We start from the raw sequence: 19508 nt of genomic DNA on the forward strand, positions 1-19508 counted from the left end.
ATTTTAAGGGCAAGATGGCGTAACACAAAGCTGTATGGGCTTGTGTTACGCCATCAGTCTAATCAACTTATAAGCGCACACCACTAATGCCCCCCCCCCAAGTGGTCAGTTGGTACGGTTAAAGGAAGATCACCATTCTCTTCATCAGCAGTCAATTTCTGTACTATCCCGCATTCGTCCACGCTCCGGTCTGAGCTGCAATAGTTATTAAGTTCTTTGAGTTGTATTTCCAGGGCTATTAATTCTTTAATACGATGCTGAACATGAGTGAGATGGGCACTGATTATTGCATCAATGGGGCCACAGTCTTTACCGTGATTATTCATTGCCAGTAGCAATGCACGTATTTCCTCATGGGTCATATCAAGAGAGCGGCAGCGTCGGATAAATAATAACTTTTCCAGATGAGTATTGTTGTAACGGCGATAGTTATTTTCAATATCTCTTAATGGAGCCTGAAGTAATCCTTCTTTCTCATAGTACCGAATAGTTTCCACCGGACAACCCGCCTTACGGGCCAATTCACCAATTTTCATGCATCCCCCCTTATGCGCTTGACCCTGTAGTTAGATTAGGGTCTTTAATCGTCAGTATAGTTAACAGATGAGGCAATGAAAATGAGTGGTGGTGTAAAAAATAGCAAAAACCCTGCAGGAGACGAAGCGGCTAGTTGCTGTGAAACGTTCAATTTAGGGACAGGACTCCGGGTTAAGAATACTGGTGAATCACATAAAGCAAATGATCATGCACATGATCAGCAGGCTCATAATCACAAGAAATGCAGTGATGATCATTCCCATGAAGGTCATAACCATGAAGGTCATAACCATGAAGGCCATAATCATGATGCCCATAGCCATGGCGGCGAAGGGCATTCGCATGATGAGCATAATCATAAGGGATGTAACCATGCTCATACCGCGCAAGAGCATTCTCATGAAGGCCACGATCACGGCCATGGGGGGGATTGTTGCTCCGCTGCTCCAGAACAATTGAGTAGCCTGGGGGGCTCGCAGGTTGTGGCTGGTGGATTACGGACAGAAATTCGCATTATGCAGATGGATTGTCCTGTTGAAGAAAATCTTATCAAAAAGAAACTGGGTGGAATGAGCGCTGTTAAAGAGCTTGATTTCAACCTGATGCAGCGTGTTTTGACTGTAACCCATACACCGGATTCGCTTGAAGCTATCATGGCTGCAATTCGCTCGTTGGGATTCGCGCCAGAAGTCTCTGATAATACTAGCGGCAAGAAAAATACCCAGGAGAAAAAAAAGCCCTGGTGGCCATTAGCTCTTGCTGGCGTAGCTGCTCTTGCAGCCGAAGTGATGCACTGGGCTGATATGCCTGACTGGCTCGAAGCCGGGTTGGCTTTGATAGCAGTGCTTTCTTGCGGTCTGACAACCTACAAAAAAGGTTGGATTTCGATTCGCAATGGCAACTTGAATATCAATGCACTAATGAGTATTGCCGTTACTGGGGCTTTGGTCCTTGGGCAGTGGCCAGAAGCGGCGATGGTTATGGTGTTATTCACCATTGCCGAGCTGATAGAAGCCAAATCACTTGATAGAGCCAGAAATGCAATAGGTTCCCTGATGAACCTGACTCCTGAAACTGCAATGGTCCAACAAGCTGATGGAACATGGCAGGAAGTTGACGCCAGTAGCGTACAACTGGGCAGTATTGTCAGGGTAAAACCAGGTGAACGAATTGGTCTCGACGGAGAAATCGTCAAAGGCCAAACCACCATTAACCAGGCTCCAATTACAGGTGAAAGTATGCCTGTCGATAAAATTGCGGGCGATGCTGTATTTGCTGGAACAATAAATCAGTCAGGCTCTTTTGAATATAAAGTCACTGCAGCTGCAAATAATACAACCCTTGCTCGCATCATTCATGCCGTTGAGCAGGCGCAAGGCGCCAAAGCAGCTACACAACGTTTTGTTGACCGCTTTTCCCAGATTTATACCCCAGTCGTTATGGGTATTGCTGTTGCGGTTGCTGTATTGCCACCATTGTTTGGGGCAGGAACATGGCAGGAATGGATCTATAAAGCTTTAGTTATGCTTGTCATTGCGTGTCCATGTGCCCTGGTTATTTCTACGCCAGTAACGATTGTTAGTGGACTTACTGCAGCTGCTCGCAAAGGGATTCTCATTAAAGGCGGTGTTTATCTTGAGCAGGGACGTAAGCTAAAAGCCCTTGCGCTGGATAAAACAGGAACTATTACCCATGGGAAACCAGTACAAACCGACGTAATGGTGTTCAATGGGTGGAGCGAGCGTGAAGTTCGTACTACTGCAGCTAGTCTCGCTAGTTACTCTGATCACCCTGTTTCACTGGCAATTGTGAATGCTTCTGCTGATTTGAAAAAGCAGGATGTTGACAGCTTTGAAGCGATTGTTGGGCGAGGTGTGCATGGCGCGATTACAGGTAAGGATTTTTACCTTGGTAACCTGCGTTTGACTGAAGAACACTTTAATTGTCCATCAGAGATTAAAGCAACAGTACAAAGGCTGGAAAGCCAAGGTAAAACAGTTATTTTACTCAATGATGGTAAGCAAGTGCTTGGGTTGTTCGCTGTTGCTGATACTGTTAAAAACAGCAGCCGTGAAGCGATTGAACAACTTCATGAACTTGGCGTTAAAACTATTATGCTGACTGGTGATAACCCACATACAGCTAAAGCAATCGCATCTCAGGTTGGAATCGATGAGGCTCGAGGGAATCAATTGCCAGAAGATAAACATCGTGCAGTTGAAGAGCATTCACGGATTGGAATCACTGGGATGGTTGGTGATGGTATCAATGATGCACCGGCTCTGGCTGCAGCAGATATCGGTTTTGCTATGGGCGCAATGGGTACTGATACGGCGATTGAAACTGCAGATGTAGCCTTAATGGATGATGACCTGCGTAAAATCCCAGCCTTTGTAAAATTATCCCGACAAACGTACAGCTTACTCGTGCAAAATATCAGCCTCGCTCTAGGTATTAAAGCCGTATTCCTTGTACTCACGCTCATGGGAATGGGAACTATGTGGATGGCTGTATTTGCTGATGTTGGTGCCAGTCTTCTGGTTGTGGCAAATGGCCTGAGGTTATTACGAAAATAAAGAGTTGGGTCTCTGAGTTCTTCATGGACGACAGACTCAGAGACCGTATTCTGGTTTGAACATATTCATAGAATATGGTTTGAGGGGGAGATGATGGACACCAGGAAATATTCTGAAAGTGTTGTCAAAGATATTTTGAAATGGGTTGAAAGTTCATTGAATACAACCTTGCCAGTAGAATTCATTGCTGATAAGTCTGGTTATTCACGATGGCATTTTCAACGTTTGTTTAAACAGGCGACCGGTGTTGCGCTGGGAGAATATGTTCGTGCTCGTCGATTATCATGTGCTGCGATTGATCTGAAATTGACTTCCAGAACAGTCCTGGACATTGCACTTCAGTATGGTTTTAATTCGCAACAAACTTTCACGAGAGCTTTTAAAAACAAGTTTCATCTTCCTCCCGGTCGGTACCGCAAGCAAGGGGATTGGAATTTATCAGCGCTGTGTCCATCTTTACTTTCAGACGATGAGGAGAGATATGCCAATGTTAGTTAATGACCCCGTATTAATTTCTATGATAGAAGAGCTGGCTGATAACTATAATAAAATGCAGGATTTTTTAATCGATGATGAACCTTGTATTGATATCGTACGGTCGGTGTATGAGTTGGAGTGTACAGTTAGAGAATTCAAAAAAAGAATTATACTTCAACATATTTCCTATTGCCATTCAGATGAATGTGATGACCCTGACCTGCATGTTGCCTTAATTGACAATATAAAAAACATACTTGACTATCTTGAATGATTTTACATGAAGGGGATTAGGCTTTCTTAAAACCATTTGTGTTTTGGATGAATAAATATTATTAATTCACTGATTTCCGTATGGTCTCAACCATAAAGAATATGATGGTAACTAACCCGGGTCAGTCAGTGCGACTCATGCAAGATGCTTGATGTGTATATCGTATAAAAGCTTGACCCTATATCAACTTCATGGTTTTTAATGGAACCAAGTCGAGAGTAGCGAGGACGATGAACAGAGCAATAGGGGGAATCATCAATGGAGCCTTGTTGCGGACGTTCTGCCGAGTCGCTAGAGCAAATAGAGGTCTCCATGATCAAGCAAAAAACTATCAAGAATATTGTTGAATTAAACGGTATTGGCTTGCATAGCGGTAAAACCGTTAACATGAAAATCATGCCTGCTGGTGCCGATAGTGGCATACGGTTCCGTAGAACAGATGTAACTCCTGTTGTTGATATTCAGCTCCGTGCCGATCAGATTCATGACACTATGCTGGCAACAAGCATTATCAACCCTCAGGGAGTTCGAGTTTCAACAATCGAGCATTTCCTTTCTGCGGTGTCCAGCATGGGGCTTGATAACCTCCTGGTGGAGCTCGATGCTCCAGAACTTCCCATTCTCGATGGGAGTGCCAGAGGATTCATAGACTCAATAATGCACGCTGGTTTGATAGAGCAGTGTGCGCTAAAAAAATATCTTCTGATAAAAAAAACGGTTTCCGTAAAAGATGGCGACAAATGGGCTCTTTTGCATCCAGACTCAAAGTTCTCGATCGATTTTATGATTGATTTTAAGCATCCCTTGATTTCTGCTGAGACTAATAGATTAAATATTGAAGTGTCGAAAGAAAACTATATTAGCGAGATTGCTGATGCCAGAACTTTCGGATTTGTTCGTGATGTAGAACTTCTACAACAAAAAGGTCTTGGGTTAGGGGCAAGTTTGAACAATGCGATAGGGCTTGATGAATATAGCGTTCTGAATCCGGAAGGTCTGCGATTTAATAACGAACTTGTGCGACATAAAACACTGGATGCGATTGGAGACCTCTTTGTATCAGGCCATAATATTATTGGCGCCTACCATGCTTATAAGTCAGGGCATGCATTAAATAATAAGTTGATGCTTGCACTGTTGAATGATGTCGAATCATGGGAATTAGTGAGTGTTGGTGAATATAAAAATGATGCCACTAGAGAAACCATCCTTTCTAAACCCAAAGAAGAGTGTTTTGAGTCATTAAGTATGTGGTCATAAGGGATATGAGTATGTTCGTCACATCTGGTTTTTTACACAGCTTATCTTGATGATTTTTTTCTTGACCTTACCACCACGGGAAGGTCTAGGCTGGATATCGACTAAGTCTTGATGAGCCAAACGGTAACCGTATCACTACGTATGCAAGGTAAGAGTGTCAGAAACGACGTCATTTGAAACTGGATCTGATATTAACAGAATACATTTTGGGAGGTAAGGATGAACATTGGTGATGCTGCCCGGTTATCCGGAGTTTCCGCCAAAATGATCCGCTATTACGAAGAGGCGGGATTAATACCGGAAGTTGCAAGAACTGCAGCCGGGTATCGGATGTACAGCGATATTGATGTGTACAAATTGCATTTTATACGCCGATGTCGGGAGTTAGGTTTCTCTCTGGCGCAAACAGGAGAACTTCTCTGTCTTTGGGGTAACCATTCGCGCCAAAGCGCTGATGTGAAAAAATTAGTCGAGTCACACATCCGCGAGTTGACTGTAAAAATTCAAGAATTTCAGCGTATGGCATCAATACTTACAACGCTTTCTGATTGCTGTGCAGGGGATGATAAGCCTGAATGCCCTATTTTGCGTGCACTGTATCTTGCAGATGTTAACGGTTTGCAGGAATCAGATTCTGGCCCTGAAATTACTTAGCCGCTACCCATATATGACAGTAATTTCAACTGAAATTACGCCCACAAAACAAGATGATATTAACATTAATTGGGTTAGTAATTCTTGGGTGAAAAGAAAGCAATGTGGTTTTTAAAATATATTAACTGTTTTTAGTAGTGAGGTTTACAATGTCAGATATTATTCCCGGATATTGCACACTTTGCCGTTCGCGTTGCGGGACGTTGAATGAAGTAGCAAATGACCACCTGATTGAATCGCCACGGGTTTAACAGACACCTCAGAGTCATTTAAGATGGCTTAAAGAGAGGTGCCCATGAGCGGTAAGCGTTATCCCGAAGAGTTTAAAATTGAAGCAGTCAAACAGGTTGTTGATCGCGGTTATTCTGTTGCCAGCGTTGCAACACGTCTCGATATCACCACCCACAGCCTTTACGCCTGGATAAAGAAGTACGGTCCGGATTCTTCCGCTAATAAAGAACAGTCAGATGCTCAGGCCGAGATCCGCCGTCTCCAGAAAGAGCTGAAGCGGGTTACCGACGAACGGGACATATTAAAAAAAGCCGCGGCGTACTTCGCAAAGCTGTCCGACTGAGGTACGCCTTTATCCGTGACAACACCTGTTGCTGGCCTGTTCGCCTGCTCTGTCGGGTGCTGGATGTTCATCCCAGTGGTTTTTACGCCTGGCTTCAGCAGCCGCATTCACAACGCCATCAGGCAGACCTGAGACTGACAGGACAGATTAAACAGTTCTGGCTGGAATCGGGATGCGTCTATGGTTATCGCAAAATCCATCTGGATCTGCGGGACAGCGGGCAACAGTGCGGAGTGAACAGAGTCTGGCGACTGATGAAACGTGTCGGGATAAAGGCTCAGGTCGGATACCGGAGCCCGCGGGCACGTAAAGGCGAGGCCAGTATCGTGTCGCCCAACAGGCTCCAGCGACAGTTCAATCCGGATGCTCCGGATAAGCGTTGGGTAACGGACATAACCTACATCAGGACCCACGAAGGCTGGCTGTATCTTGCCGTGGTTGTTGATCTGTTCTCACGCAAAATTATCGGCTGGTCCATGCAATCCCGGATGACAAAGGACATTGTCCTGAACGCACTGCTGATGGCTGTATGGCGCCGTAATCCCCAAAAACAGGTGCTGGTTCATTCGGATCAGGGCAGTCAGTACACAAGCCATGAGTGGCAGTCGTTCCTGAAATCACACGGCCTGGAGGGCAGCATGAGCCGTCGCGGTAACTGCCATGATAATGCGGTTGCAGAAAGCTTTTTCCAGTTGTTGAAACGCGAACGGATAAAGAAAAAGATCTACGGAACGCGGGAAGAAGCCCGCAGCGATATTTTTGATTACATCGAAATGTTTTATAACAGTAAGCGTCGGCATGGTTCCAGCGATCAGATGTCACCGACAGAATATGAAAACCAGTATTATCAACGGCTAGGAAGTGTCTAGATTATCCGTGGCGATTCAGATCAAGGTACGGGCCAACCCTGAACATCCTAATGGTAAGGCCATGTGTATGAAGGGCAAAGCGGCACCTGAGCTGGTGGACAGCGCAAATAGAATTCTGTACCCGATGAAGAGAACCCATCCTAAAGGTGCCGAGAACCCGGGCTGGAAACGTATAAGTTGGGAAGAGGCTATGTCAACGATAGCCGGACAACTGGAAAAATTTAAACGAGAGAACGGAGCTGAATCTGTCGCTTTCGGTTTTACGAGCCCAAGCGGTACCCCCCTCAGCGATGCAATTGAATGGTTAGAGCGATTTGTTCGTATCTATGGCAGCCCAAACACCAGCTATGGAACTGAAATATGTAACTGGCATAAAGACGTTGCACATCGATGGACCTTTGGCTGCGGCATCCCTGTTGCTGACTATTCCCATGCCGATCTTATCCTTCTTTGGGGGCATAACCCCGCGAATACTTGGCTTGCCCAGGCTAGTGCGATTGGTACTGGTCGAAATAACGGTGCAAAACTGATCGTCGTGGATCCTCGCCCGACACCTTTAGCGAAAGAAGCAAATGCCTGGCTTGATGTCAATCCTGGGACTGACGGTGCATTAGCTTTGGGGTTAAGCCATCTCCTGGTAGAAAGAAACCTGTTTAATCATGAGTTTGTTCGAAACTGGACTAATGGTCCTTTGTTGGTTCGAAATGATAATGGTTATTTTCTTCGGGAAAAAGATATTAACCCACTTGCCATCAGTAATCGCTATACAGTTTGGGACGAACACAACCAGCAAGTCACATTTATCGATTCCGAGACTCGAACTGAAGAAACGCTGACGCCTACAGCTGCACTTGAGGGTAATGTTGAAGTTGCAATAGCTGATGGTGCAAAAATTTCCTGCCAAACGGCGTTTTCATCTTTTAAAGATATGTTGGCTAATTATGACCCAGAAAACGTAAGCCGTATCACCGGGGTATCTGTTGCATCAATTGAAGCCGCTGCGAGTTTGATTGCCGGGGCCAAGAAAATCGCCTACCACAGCTGGTCTGGAGTGGCACAACACACTAATGCCACCCAAACAGAACGTGCGATTGCGACACTGTATGCTTTAACCGGTTGTTTCGATCAGGAAGGATGTAATCGAATCTATGCCAGCCACCCGGTGAATGTGGTTAATTCACCGACACTGATGCCAAAATCACAATGGGATAAAGCATTAGGTCTTGAAGAAAGGCCTATCGGGCCGCCTTCACAAGGTTGGGTTCATTCTCAGGATATCTGGCATTCAGTATTAGAAGGTACACCCTATAAAATTCGCGGGTTAATTGGCTTTGGTGCCAACATATTACTTTCACAAAGTGATACTTCTCTCGGACAACAGGCGCTTGAGGCACTTGAGTTTTATGCCCATGTAGATTTGTTTGAAACGCCTACATCAAAGTATGCTGATATCCTTCTGCCAGTAAACACTGCCTGGGAGCGCGAAGGCCTAAGAACCGGGTTTGAAAGTAGTGCTGCTGCTCAGGACCACATTCAGTTGAGAAAAAAAATGGTCTCTCCGCGCGGTGAAAGCCGTTCCGACCTTGAGATTGTTTTCGATCTTGCATGCCGGTTAGGAATGAATGAAGCGTTCTTCGACGGCAATATTGAGGCAGCCTGGAATTATCAACTAGAACCATTAGGTTTGACTGTTGAGATGCTCAGAAATAAGCCAGAAGGTTACGATATCCCGCTTGAGCATAAAGTCAGAAAATATGCTTTCAGAGACCCAAATAGCGGATATCTGGCAGGTTTCAATACAGAAACAAAACGTGCAGAGTTTTACTCTGAGATCCTTCATCGCTATGGTTACAATCCTTTACCTGAGTATGTACAGCCGCAAGAATACCAGCGCAACGATCCTGATTATCCACTAATGCTGACATCCGTTAAAAGCGGATTCTTCTGTCATAGCCAACATCGAAGCCTGACTAGCCTACGAAAAAAAGCACCTTATCCAACGGTAGACATTTCGGCAGCTCTGGCTGACGAAGAAGGTATCAAGACGGGGGATTGGGTAGAAATTGAAACGAGAGCAGGTCTTGCTCGATTTAGAGCAAAAGTGGAAGCCAAACTCTCTCATGAAACTGTAATTGCTGAGTTTGGGTGGTGGCAGTCTTGTCCTGATTTTGGCAAACCTTCATACCCGGTTAAAGGTGAGTACAGTAGCAATTACAATAGCTTAATCAGCGGTGATAGCTATGATCCAGTCAGCGGTGCTTTACCTTTGCGTTCATTCCGCTGCCGCATTCGCCGCTTGAATGATTTTGAGCTGATAAGACGCCCCTGGGAAGGTCGTAAAACATTCAAAGTCATTGAACTGAAAAAAGAAGCAGATAATGTTACGACAGTTACCTTCCAATCGAATAGTGAAGGCTACTTACCTGATTATGAACCGGGCCAGCATATCACTGTTAGCTGTTGTCCGATGAGCGATTCTGAAGAGATCGTTACCCGGGCGTATTCGCTGACAGGCCCTGCGTTTGTTCATGACCGTAAAACCTATTCCATTTCTGTCCGTCATCAGAAAGCGACTGATGAGAAAGGTGAATATGTAGAAGGAATAATGTCATCCTACATAAACACGCATTTGCAGATAGGCAAGGATGTTGAACTTACGCCTCCTGGGGGGAATTTCATTGTCCCGCTCAATGCCGTCCAGCCTGTCGTAATATTTGCTGGCGGTATTGGAATTACTCCATTCATTTCCTATCTGGAGTCTATTAACCCCCAAGCGGAAGGTCCGGAAATCTGGCTTTTCTATGCTAATCAAAATAGTAGGCTACATGCGTTTAAGAAAAGAATTGCGGAGCTAAATGCGTCTATTGACAGGCTTAAAGTAATTAATATCTACAACCAGCCCCTCGACTGTGATATTCCAGGATTGGATTATGATAGAGCTGGTTATGTTGGTGCGGGAGATGTCGAGGCATATCTTATTGAGAATAATGCTCGTTATTACATGTGTGGTCCGCAGCCTATGATGGATGCGATATCCCGAGGGCTTCAGGAGAGAGGTGTACCTGCATTTGCTATTTTCTACGAGATATTTCGTTCTCCGACAAAAATAAATAATGATCCCTCATTACGTCATAAAGTAATTTTTGCAAAATCAGGAAGAGAAGAGACCTGGACCACGGATAAAGGTACTCTGCTGAATTTTGGAGAAAAACTTGGGATTAAAATGCCTAGTGGTTGTCGTGTTGGACAATGTGAAAGCTGTTCAACTAAGGTGATTGCCGGGAACGTGCAGCATCTGAATGGTGTGGAACCCTCTGATGAGGGTGCATGTTTGACATGCCAGTGTATTCCTGCCGGTGATATCACTATTGATGCCTGAGATAGGTATTAGCATCCTTTACATCAGGCCATTTTAGTGGTCTGATGTTATTCAATGGATAACGCTATGTTTTAAAGACATTTTTAATTATTTTGCGCCAATCCAACTCAATAACCGATTTAATGAATTATTTCAGTGCGATCTTCATGAATTTTTATCATCCTCCCCCTTACCTTCAAGTTACTGCAAGTTTTAGCCTGTAAGAAATTACTACAGTCACCAGTTTCGGATTGGCCGAAGAGTTTTAGTGAATGAAAGGCTTGCAATGATAAAATTGAAACTTCATTGTTTTTCTGCATCGAGCCTAAAAAAATGACCGGGTATCCCTGAGCACAAAACCAGCCATCCACTCGATACATACCGGAAACGCGTTGATAACCGCGCTGCCATGGATGCCATATTCTTCTTCCTCAGGACTGGTTGTCTGAACGCCACCGGGATATGTTCATCGAGTCCTGCACACCGGCGCTTTAAGGAGTGGCACGATTCAGGCATCTTTGAGCGCTTCTGGCAGAACGGTTTGCTTGCCTGCGAGCATCTGGACAGCATTGACTGGTCCTGGTTGTCGATGGACGGTTGTATGACCAAATCGCCGCTGTCAGGAACAAAAAAACAGGTCGCAATCCTAAGGACAGAGGGAAACAAGGCGTAAAGCGCAGCCTGCTGACGGACGCCAGGGGGCTTCCTCTGTCGCTGGTCGTCGCAGCAGCGAACACGCACGACATCAAACTGGTTGCGGATACGCTCGATGCCCTTCAGACGGGGCATCCGGGTGGAAACTCAGGCTCTGTCTGGACAAAGGTTACGAAGCTGGATGGCTGAAAACGTATCTGCAGAGTCGCCGTTACGAGCCACATATTCAGTCCCGTAAAGAGGAGTCTGACGCCACTAAAAACAGGGACTTCAAAGCCCCTCTCTGGGGCGTTGAGAGGACTCATAGCTGGATGAATCGCTTTCGCCGGGTTCTGACCCGATGGAAAAAGAAGGCCGAAAATTACGAGGCTATGTTGCATTTTGCCTGTGGTCTTATCGTCTGGAATAAAGTCCTATTGAGATAGGCTCTTAGTTAATAGAATTCCGTTCATATGGTCTATCATATGCTGTATACAGATCGAGAGAGTACCACTTGCACTAAAATTTATTGTATTCCCAAAAGCATCAAGAGCGGTGACATTTATTTTCTCTGCACGGTATACAAAACGACTGGTTCCTGGTATAGAAAGACATTTTTCCTCCGTGATATTTTTTTCTTCCTTACTCTCAGCAATTACCGGATTAATTAATACTATTGGTTGCACCAGCGATTCAGGGACATCAATTACAGCAATCCTTTGGTGAACACCAACCTGGGTTGCTGTTAAACCTACACTGGATGTACCGTACATAGTGGTAATCATATCCTTAATAAATTGCCGGGTTATCGGTGAAATATGTTCGACGGGCATTGCAATGATCTTCAATTTGGGATCCGGATACTTTAAAACTGATAATAATGACATGCAAGGCTACTCTTTATTTAAATGGCAGTAAAAACGATATGTTTTAAGTCGGACCTGAGTGGAGAACCGGGACAGAAATAACTACTGGACTGACAGCCAGATATAAATTTTCTGCTGCCTGCGAACGTCATTCCGGTCTGTCCTGCTCAACAGCACAAAAGACCGGAAACACTATATCAGAGAAGAGGAAGGGTATAACTGACTGTAACCCGGGTTTCATCCTGGTCACGCTGTCCAGCAGAGCCTTTTCTACTTGTGTCAGGCAGAGCGCTGCGCATTGTGGCATTTTTTACGGAGATGCCAAGTCCGTTAAGTATTCCCTCGGGGATAGTATAACTCAGGGCAATATCCCGTTCCCATTCCCCCTTTCGCCCATCCCCGGTATCAATATTATCGGCGTTCAGATAGAGGATACTTAGATTCAGCCCTTTGAGCCCTGCATCAGCAAAATTATAGGCGTACCGTGCCAGCCAGGTTCGCTCCCCCGCCCTGCTGAATTTTAGCAATTGTGCATCAGTAATTAACCAGGTGCTTGTTCCTTCTCCATCACCACGATTCAGATATGGAAAGTCACTTTTCCCCGTCAGCCACTGATAACCACTGCTCACACTGTGACTTCCAGAAGACCATGTCAACTGACCGCTATAAACATTGTTGTCCACTTCTCCCTTTGTGCGATTATTTCCGTAATAACCAGTACTTACATATCCGGCACTCCGTCCTGCAGCACTTCCGTTCTTTCCGTCTGCATCGCTGATGAATATACGAATATCTGATTTCAGGTTCCCGGAAACGATTTTCAGGTTATGTGCCAGTCCGATATAGTTTTGCCTGTAAAAATTATCCAGCTCACCGTAATAGTATGAGAGAGTCATGTCTTTCATAAGAGTATAGTCACCACCGGCGAAATAAAAACGATTACTGCTCCGTGAAGTGGGACCACTTCCATTGGCTCCGGCAATGGACATTCCGCGCATATCTGTGGAGTTACGTCCTTTTGTATGTGTGAGAACGCCGCCGGTCAGACTCAGATCGTCGATATCTGTTGATGATATTTGTCCTCCCTGATATGTCATGGGCAAAAGGCGGGCATCGTTGTATATAACGACGGGATTTTTGGGCTGAAGCGTTCCATAACGGAGTTCCGTATCAGATATTTTTGCCCTGCCGGTAACCCCCAGGCTACCGAACTGATGAACCGCTCTGCCATCATTGTCTAGCGGAAATACTGTACCGGGTTGCCGACCTGACGCCGGTGAGCCTGCTTTACCTCCTCCGTCAAGTCTGATGCCCAGTAGCCCCAGAGTGCTCAGTCCGAATCCCACTGGCCCTTCAGTATAACCTGAATCGTAATTGAGGATGAACCCCTGTCCCCATTCTTCCTGTTTACTGAACCCGTCCCCACTGCGATTATCTGTATTAATATAGAAATTGCGGAGTGTGAGATTGGCCTTACTGTCTTCAATAAAACCGGCTATCGCATTAGGGACTGTAACTCCCGGCATCAAAGCTACAGCAGATATTACGAGTGTAACTATTCTCATTCAGGTAATTCCTTTAGCTTGCCTGATATCAATATACGCGGTAACACGAAGGGAAAATGGCAGAAAATAATGAGGTATTTGTTTACCGCTGCACTAAGTACGAATCCATTTCATATCAAAAACCATGAAGTGGCTACAGGGTCAAGACTTTTTTTCAGACTGACTGCTTATACCATGGATTGGCCCTATGCACCGTGTTTCTGCTGGTTGTAAGACAGGAGACTTCCGTTTAGACCGGCACTGTTTTCAGGGAGGGAATCAATCTGATGTATCAAGCGAATTGGGTTAATTGTAAGCGTCCAGCGAGACTTGCAACTACCCACAATTATATTAAGGTAATCATTATGATAATCAGCTAAATTACTTTCAGGGATGGTTGAATGATTAATCAGGAACAGACTTCGCTTTCATGGCTCGATGAGGAAATTAATTCTTCTGTCTTTAGCGATCGCCGCCGTGCCAGTCGTTTTAAAAGTCTCATGCAAAAACTCTGGCGGGGGATGGGCAACAGCCTCCCTTTTGCCTGCCAGGATAATGCAGCAACAAAAGCCGCTTACCGGTTCCTTTCCAGTGACAGGATTGATGAGCAGCACCTGCTGCAGGGACATTCCGAGGCTACCAGTCAAAGGATATATGCGCTGCAAGGTGAGAAGATTCTACTGCTTCAGGACACCACAACATTTGGCTACCACCGGGATAACCCTGATGCAGTAGGATTTGCAGGCAATCACACCTAATCAAGACGGGGAATGATGCAGGTGTCAATTGTGGGATCCTGATGCATTCGAGCCTGGCAGTGACGACATCAGGGCTCCCGCTGGGTCTGACCGCGGTGAAGTTCTGGACCCGAAAAAAATTCAAAGGCACTAACGCACTTAAAAGGAAAATTAATCCGACCGTTTTTTTACATCAGATCACTGGCTGACAGTCAAAGACGTGGCTCACGTCTTCATGGTTGACATAGTCTGTCCGGACAGAGATGTCCATATCCGAGCAAGTTTCCGGCAGGAACGAGGTTGCCATAGCTCCGGATGAGAGCATGCCATTCAGAATCAGTACTGCAGTCACGCTAAATTTTTTCATCTGTATATTCCTCTTCATCAGATATCGCCGTTTCACCTGTTAATGTGTATTAAAAACCCTGTGGTTCATACAGGGTCAACACCCTTACGCTGTTTTTTCTGGTGGGATAAGGACAAAAAAAAGGCTACCTGGGGGTAACCTGACTAAAACAGTCATCAAGGAAAACGGACAACAGGGATAGGGTTGTCCTGGAGGGTGTGTCCGCATGTGAGGTCGCCGGCGGAACCGGAGGTGACCCCCACTATAGTGGCAGTCAGTCCGGCAGTTCCCTCTGCGACCATCTCACGCGTTTACTGCTCAGGTTCAGGGTAATACCGTCCCGGATTACTTATCAAGTACTGCAGTCACGCGGGCAACGTTTTTCTGGTCAGCACTGGTGATGCGGTAGGACGAAGCACCGGATTCCTGGGCGATAGCGGCAATTTTCGCTTCCGCGTTGTTCAGGGTGTCAGCAGTAACGCTGACGGACTGGGCGAAGCCGGAGAAAGAAACTACGGAGAGCATACCGGCAGCAGCAAGCAGTTTGATGTTTTTCATGGTCATATTCCTTGGGTTATCTGGTCATCTGGTGATACCGGCGTCATCGCCGTCTCACCTGTTGATGTGTATTAAAAACCCTGTGGTAAATACAGGGTCAACAAGTTATTTTGTAAATTATTGTCGGCTGTGTTTTTGTCGTTTTCATACAACCCAGCTCTTGAAAGAGCCTCACCGTGGCTGACGAGAAATGAGAAAATACGGCCGTAACAGACACCGCGAAACCGGGATTGCGCTGGGGAGATAGGTCGGTGCAGGGCAAGTTAACTTACAGGATTAGTGAGGGTTTATGATGTTATGGCTACTGATTAAGTACGCGTGCGTATTCTGGCGAAGTTGAACGGTTATTCCGGAGGAACGTGAACGCGTTATTCCCTAACGCGCCCTAACTTCTTTTTATTACACCGACCGTTCACTTTCAGTCAACCTGTGCCAGTCGTTTTCTCATCGACTCACCCTTCATTTCCAGCCGGTGGGAGTTATGCATCAGACGATCAAGGATCGCGTCTGCCAGCGTGTTATCGCCAACGCAGCCATACCACTCATCCGTTGGCAGCTGGCTTATCATCACCGTGGCGTTCTTTCCGTATCTGCCATCCATCAGTTCCAGCAGATCGTTACGCTGCGCTGGCAGCAACGGCTCAAGGCCCCAGTCATCCAGGATAAGCAGCTGCGTTTTTGACAGCTGAGCCAGCTGCTTTCGGTAACTACCGTCTGCGCGGCTGTGCGTCAGTTCAACCAGCAACCGGTTCAGTCTCCAGTACTGTACGCTGTAACCCTGCTGGCAGGCGTTGTTGCCAAGGGCGCAGCCCACATAGGTTTTGCCGCAACCGCAGGGGCCGGTTATCAGCAGGTTCTGCCCCCTGACCACCCATTCGTTCTGGCTTAGCTGAGCGATCCGAGAACGTTCTAGGTTTCTCGCTGGCTGGTAGTCGATGTCCTGGACCGAGGCTTCAAGCCTCAGGCGGGCTTTTTGTAGCAGACGTTTCTGTTTACGCTGATCCCTTTCGAGTGATTCGCGCGTGACCAGCAACGCCAGTCTTTCCCTGAAGGAGAGCTCTTCGTAAGTGCCGGGTTGCTACATCTGTGAGGACAGCGCGGCCGCCATTCCCGTCAGTTTCATTTCTGTCAGCTGTTTCATCAGCGTATGTGGCATTATCGGATCCCTTGTTTCAGTGGAAGTGGCGTGGGCCACGGATGTTTTCATGTTCCTGAGGAAGCTCCTGGGACGGGTGCAGATCTTTGTCCGCCGGAACCAGGTCGCGGTTATTCTTCAGGATCGACTTTATCTGCTTCAGCCGGGTTAATCCCTCTGCATTGGCCAGCCGACAGCTGTTATTGACGCGCTCAGAAGGATATTCACGCGTCAGGCTCAGCAGCCCCAGACACAGGCGATAGGCCTGTTCCGGATGCGCTTTTTCAGCCAGACGCTCGCTGACCCACGTGAAGGTGTCGGAGCCCACACCGGCCGCCCAGCTTTTCAGCCGCTCTGGCGTCCACTGCTGATGATGACGATGGCGCTCCGGCATATGTTCTGCTGCCGTACTGTTGCCCGGATGAAGACGCCGCGGGTGACTGGCGATCATCTGCCCGTCAGACCAGACTTCAAGCTGGTTGTCGAAGGCATGAAGCTCCACAGTTTTACCGACGTGCTGATGGGGGACTGAGTAGTGATGCTGTTCATATTCCACGTGATAATCGATATTCACCTTCGCTTTTTTGATGTGCCGGTAGCGCCACTGCTGCACCGGTAATGGCCTGAGCACAGTTTTGTCCAGCCTTTCGAAGGCCTCACGGCGATTGCCCGGCAGTTTTTTGAAGGGACGTTCGTTGAGCCCGGTTACCAGCGTACGGATACAGTGGTTCAGCTCAGCAAGCGAGAAGAAGACCTGGTGACGGAGCCGGGCCAGGATCCTGCGTTCGACGATCTGAACGCCCACTTCTGCTTTGGCTTTATCTTTTGGTTTACGCGGCCGCGCTGGTATCACGGCAACATTGTAGTGCTCAAGCATCTGCTGGTAGGTTGGATTAACGTCAGGATCATATTTACAGGCCCGTGACGTGGCGCTTTTCAGATTGTCCGGAACAACAAGCTCAGGAACACCGTCAAGCCACCGGAAGCAACGAACATGGCTCATAACCCAGTCCTCAAGCTGCTGGGACCAGGTGGCCTCTGCCCATGTGTAACTTGACGCCCCGAGAACGGCCACGATGATCTGCGCGGTTCTTATTTCCCCGGTATCAGGGTTGGTAATGTCAACGGTTGGCCCACAGTAATCAACGAAGAGTTTTTCGCCAGCTTTATGGACCTGGCGCATTGATGGCGAGGTGGTTTTCAGCCATTCGCGATACATCCGGCAATAATGGTTATAACTGTAAGAGCCGCCAGGATTGCGTTCTCCGTACTCTTCCCAGAGCAGTTGAAGCGTCACGCATTTATTACGCAGCTCTTTGTATACCGTAGCCCAGTCTGGCAGGGAGTGTTTCTTCATCTTCACCTGCGTTTGAAGGAACGTATGCATTAGCGCTGCATCATCCCATTCTGCGGGCAACGGCCACTGTTTAATACCAAGCTGAGCCGCCCGATTGGCGTAGCGGGATACGACAGAAGGTGAGATCGCCAGACTCCGGCCAATCTGACGATGGCTGAGTCCGGCACCATATTTAAGTCTAAGTATTTCTTTGAGTTTTCTCATAGAGATTGGAGCTGTCGGCATAGGTATCCTTCACCGGAATGGCAAAAGATACAGATCAACACACCTGTGAAGTTCCAATAACATTGATGGAGATCACCGAATAACAAAGTGAGTCAAAAGTGATCTCCATCGATGTTATTCAGCGATCTGCTCAAATGTTATTACCCGATCTCGATGGATGTTATTGGGTGATCTCCGTTCATGAAAATACGCAGGTGATCGGAGTAAAAATAGGCAGGCCTCATTGGTTATGATGATACCTGCTTGTTTAATTATCACTTTAAATATAATTCTATTTTCTTGTAGGGGGATTTTTTAAGTCTGAGATGTGAAAATTAAAAAAATGGCAGTGGCATTTCTTATGAAAACACCTATTGCGTATTACCACTCACAGAGACCGCCTAATAACATTACCGAAGTACGGCTGATAACATTTCGCTGGATCGCCGAATAACGGTGTTTTTCAGGGGGGAGAGTTGTCAGTTCAGTGCTGTTCATGATAGACCATGGGTCGATATTCTTTTTACCCAGGGTCTTCTGACTAATGAGCACACATTATCGCCTGTATCCACCATTCCTCTGTGTTCCTGAAAAGCATAATTTTCCGGATGTCTGGGAGCATTTTTGTTGTAAGTTGCTGAATCTTCAGCATGGTACCAGTGAAATTTATGTCCGAAATCCTCCTGAGCAGGGGATTGATCTCTGGTATCCCTCCGCCCGAATAGCTTATCAGTGCAAGTGTGTGGAATCCGGTAAGGCTGGTGATTTCAATGTTACAAAAGCTATTGAGTCAGTCATATCAGCCAAAGCGGCCCGGCATGTGCTGGGCTGGGAAAAGTATGTTTTGTGCGTCAACGTCCCTGTTACCGGGGGGGCGGAAAAGAGGCTGAAAGAGGTCCTGCCTGACATTGATGTCATGAGCGAATCGGTATGGTTGTCTCTGTGTGAAAAGCATCCCCTTGACGTTGAACGTAATTTCAGAAAGCTTCTCGATGTTCCTCAAAACAGATTTGTTTCAGCCATTAGTAATACCTTTTCAGTACGCTATACCGAAGAGCTCCGGCAACAACTGGAAGATTCACCTTTTGATATTTTTTTGTATTCCAGTCGACAGGATTCCGTGTTTCGGATCCCTGTGGCGGGGAGCTTTACTGCGGGAGATGTAATCAACATTCTGCGGAATTTTTTCCGCCTTCCGAAACCAGCGACATTTTCAGACGAAAACATTCAGGTATCGCTTAATCATTCTTTGGTCTTTGATGGCAAAAAAGTCCCTCTTAAAAAGACCCTGGGAGAGGTGGGGGTTGTCCATGGTTCTGTCGTTACTTTCTGGACTCAATTTGCCTGGAAAGACCTGGAAGATTTCCGGTTTGATGGCGATGTTATTCATTATGGCGTTCCCACATTGAGTAAAGAAGAACGCAGGGATAGGGCACTGGCCAGATATAAAAGAATTATACAGGAAGGATTCCGTGAGGCTGAGACAGGTATTATAACTGATATATCCGCAGAAAAATGAGGTGGGGGTTGATTTAGCAGGTATTGAATC

At 46.5% G+C, this 19508-nt stretch carries 14 protein-coding genes and 2 pseudogenes; 10 read left to right on the forward strand and 6 right to left on the reverse strand.

From position 1 onward, the window contains the following. Positions 1-83 precede the first annotated feature (83 nt). Positions 84-536, reverse strand: coding sequence for a Cd(II)/Pb(II)-responsive transcriptional regulator (locus GNG27_RS01860; RefSeq protein ID WP_023336664.1), 453 nt, complete (start codon positions 534-536; stop codon positions 84-86). An 81-nt stretch (positions 537-617) separates the two neighbouring features. On the opposite strand from GNG27_RS01860, the gene GNG27_RS01865 reads away from it, so the two are divergent. The 8 genes and pseudogenes from GNG27_RS01865 to GNG27_RS01900 all read left to right on the forward strand — a co-directional run bounded on the left by GNG27_RS01865 (position 618) and on the right by GNG27_RS01900 (position 11658). Then, complete coding sequence (locus GNG27_RS01865; RefSeq protein WP_023336665.1) at positions 618-3113, forward strand: heavy metal translocating P-type ATPase; 2496 nt, start codon at positions 618-620, stop codon at positions 3111-3113. Positions 3114-3206: 93 nt separating this feature from the next. Then, the gene (locus tag GNG27_RS01870; protein ID WP_071849720.1) at positions 3207-3611 is read left to right on the forward strand and encodes a helix-turn-helix domain-containing protein; all 405 of its coding nucleotides are present in this window, start codon (positions 3207-3209) and stop codon (positions 3609-3611) included. Then, positions 3595-3864: a hypothetical protein gene (locus tag GNG27_RS01875; protein ID WP_224788372.1), complete on the forward strand. Its 270-nt coding sequence runs from the start codon at positions 3595-3597 to the stop codon at positions 3862-3864. Before GNG27_RS01870 ends, GNG27_RS01875 begins: the two co-directional genes overlap by 17 nt. 312 nt (positions 3865-4176) lie before the next feature. Continuing rightward, positions 4177-5124 carry a UDP-3-O-acyl-N-acetylglucosamine deacetylase gene (lpxC, locus tag GNG27_RS01880; RefSeq protein ID WP_023302364.1) on the forward strand — a complete coding sequence of 316 codons (948 nt, stop codon included), beginning with the start codon at positions 4177-4179 and terminating at the stop codon, positions 5122-5124. 219 nt (positions 5125-5343) lie between these two features. Continuing rightward, entirely contained in the window at positions 5344-5778 is a 435-nt protein-coding gene (cueR, locus tag GNG27_RS01885; RefSeq protein WP_023336667.1) for a Cu(I)-responsive transcriptional regulator, read from the forward strand. A 295-nt stretch (positions 5779-6073) separates the two neighbouring features. Continuing rightward, a protein-coding gene (locus GNG27_RS01890) for an IS3 family transposase (protein ID WP_089518920.1) occupies positions 6074-7221 on the forward strand; the annotation gives its coding sequence in 2 pieces (ribosomal slippage) (positions 6074-6311 and positions 6311-7221; 1149 coding nt in all). A 67-nt stretch (positions 7222-7288) separates the two neighbouring features. Further along, positions 7289-10600 carry a molybdopterin-dependent oxidoreductase gene (locus GNG27_RS01895; RefSeq protein ID WP_231600420.1) on the forward strand — a complete coding sequence of 1104 codons (3312 nt, stop codon included), beginning with the start codon at positions 7289-7291 and terminating at the stop codon, positions 10598-10600. A 322-nt stretch (positions 10601-10922) separates the two neighbouring features. Beyond that, positions 10923-11658 (forward strand): annotated as a pseudogene (locus GNG27_RS01900) (IS5 family transposase). Here GNG27_RS01900 and def read toward each other — a convergent pair. Beyond that, complete coding sequence (def, locus tag GNG27_RS01905) at positions 11647-12099, reverse strand: peptide deformylase (protein WP_016154430.1); 453 nt, start codon at positions 12097-12099, stop codon at positions 11647-11649. The pseudogene GNG27_RS01900 and the gene def sit on opposite strands and share 12 nt — an antisense overlap. A 176-nt stretch (positions 12100-12275) precedes the next feature. Next, positions 12276-13643: an OprD family outer membrane porin gene (locus GNG27_RS01910; protein ID WP_023336670.1), complete on the reverse strand. Its 1368-nt coding sequence runs from the start codon at positions 13641-13643 to the stop codon at positions 12276-12278. A 380-nt stretch (positions 13644-14023) separates the two neighbouring features. Here GNG27_RS01910 and GNG27_RS01915 point away from each other — a divergent pair, with 380 nt between their 5' ends. Beyond that, the gene (locus GNG27_RS01915) at positions 14024-14380 is read left to right on the forward strand and encodes a transposase DNA-binding-containing protein (protein ID WP_016154428.1); all 357 of its coding nucleotides are present in this window, start codon (positions 14024-14026) and stop codon (positions 14378-14380) included. Between the two features lie 670 nt (positions 14381-15050). On the opposite strand, the gene GNG27_RS01920 is transcribed toward GNG27_RS01915, so the two are convergent. The 3 genes and pseudogenes from GNG27_RS01920 to istA all read right to left on the reverse strand — a co-directional run bounded on the left by GNG27_RS01920 (position 15051) and on the right by istA (position 17980). Beyond that, positions 15051-15263, reverse strand: a complete 213-nt coding sequence (locus GNG27_RS01920) for a DUF1471 domain-containing protein (protein ID WP_016154425.1) — start codon at positions 15261-15263, stop codon at positions 15051-15053. Between the two features lie 418 nt (positions 15264-15681). Next, positions 15682-16419, reverse strand: a pseudogene (gene istB / locus GNG27_RS01925) (IS21-like element helper ATPase IstB). Between the two features lie 16 nt (positions 16420-16435). Further along, positions 16436-17980, reverse strand: a complete 1545-nt coding sequence (gene istA / locus GNG27_RS01930; protein WP_023336673.1) for an IS21 family transposase — start codon at positions 17978-17980, stop codon at positions 16436-16438. A gap of 523 nt (positions 17981-18503) precedes the next feature. On the opposite strand from istA, the gene GNG27_RS01935 reads away from it, so the two are divergent. Next, positions 18504-19478 (forward strand): hypothetical protein, encoded by a 975-nt coding sequence (locus GNG27_RS01935; RefSeq protein ID WP_023336674.1) that lies wholly within the window; start codon positions 18504-18506, stop codon positions 19476-19478. Positions 19479-19508: the final 30 nt, after the last annotated feature.

It is taken from the genome of Leclercia sp. 119287 (assembly GCF_009734485.1).
Lineage (GTDB): Bacteria > Pseudomonadota > Gammaproteobacteria > Enterobacterales > Enterobacteriaceae > Enterobacter > Enterobacter adecarboxylatus_C.

What these genes read in the sequence shown, in the direction of transcription:
- GNG27_RS01860 (WP_023336664.1), bottom strand. Translation starts at nt 536, where the DNA reads ATGAAAATTGGTGAATTGGCCCGTAAGGCGGGTTGTCCGGTGGAAACT.
- GNG27_RS01865 (WP_023336665.1), top strand. Translation starts at nt 618, where the DNA reads ATGAGTGGTGGTGTAAAAAATAGCAAAAACCCTGCAGGAGACGAAGCG.
- GNG27_RS01870 (WP_071849720.1), top strand. Translation starts at nt 3,207, where the DNA reads ATGGACACCAGGAAATATTCTGAAAGTGTTGTCAAAGATATTTTGAAA.
- GNG27_RS01875 (WP_224788372.1), top strand. Translation starts at nt 3,595, where the DNA reads ATGCCAATGTTAGTTAATGACCCCGTATTAATTTCTATGATAGAAGAG.
- lpxC (WP_023302364.1), top strand. Translation starts at nt 4,177, where the DNA reads ATGATCAAGCAAAAAACTATCAAGAATATTGTTGAATTAAACGGTATT.
- cueR (WP_023336667.1), top strand. Translation starts at nt 5,344, where the DNA reads ATGAACATTGGTGATGCTGCCCGGTTATCCGGAGTTTCCGCCAAAATG.
- GNG27_RS01895 (WP_231600420.1), top strand. Translation starts at nt 7,289, where the DNA reads ATGAAGGGCAAAGCGGCACCTGAGCTGGTGGACAGCGCAAATAGAATT.
- def (WP_016154430.1), bottom strand. Translation starts at nt 12,099, where the DNA reads ATGTCATTATTATCAGTTTTAAAGTATCCGGATCCCAAATTGAAGATC.
- GNG27_RS01910 (WP_023336670.1), bottom strand. Translation starts at nt 13,643, where the DNA reads ATGAGAATAGTTACACTCGTAATATCTGCTGTAGCTTTGATGCCGGGA.
- GNG27_RS01915 (WP_016154428.1), top strand. Translation starts at nt 14,024, where the DNA reads ATGATTAATCAGGAACAGACTTCGCTTTCATGGCTCGATGAGGAAATT.
- GNG27_RS01920 (WP_016154425.1), bottom strand. Translation starts at nt 15,263, where the DNA reads ATGAAAAACATCAAACTGCTTGCTGCTGCCGGTATGCTCTCCGTAGTT.
- istA (WP_023336673.1), bottom strand. Translation starts at nt 17,980, where the DNA reads ATGCCGACAGCTCCAATCTCTATGAGAAAACTCAAAGAAATACTTAGA.
- GNG27_RS01935 (WP_023336674.1), top strand. Translation starts at nt 18,504, where the DNA reads ATGAGCACACATTATCGCCTGTATCCACCATTCCTCTGTGTTCCTGAA.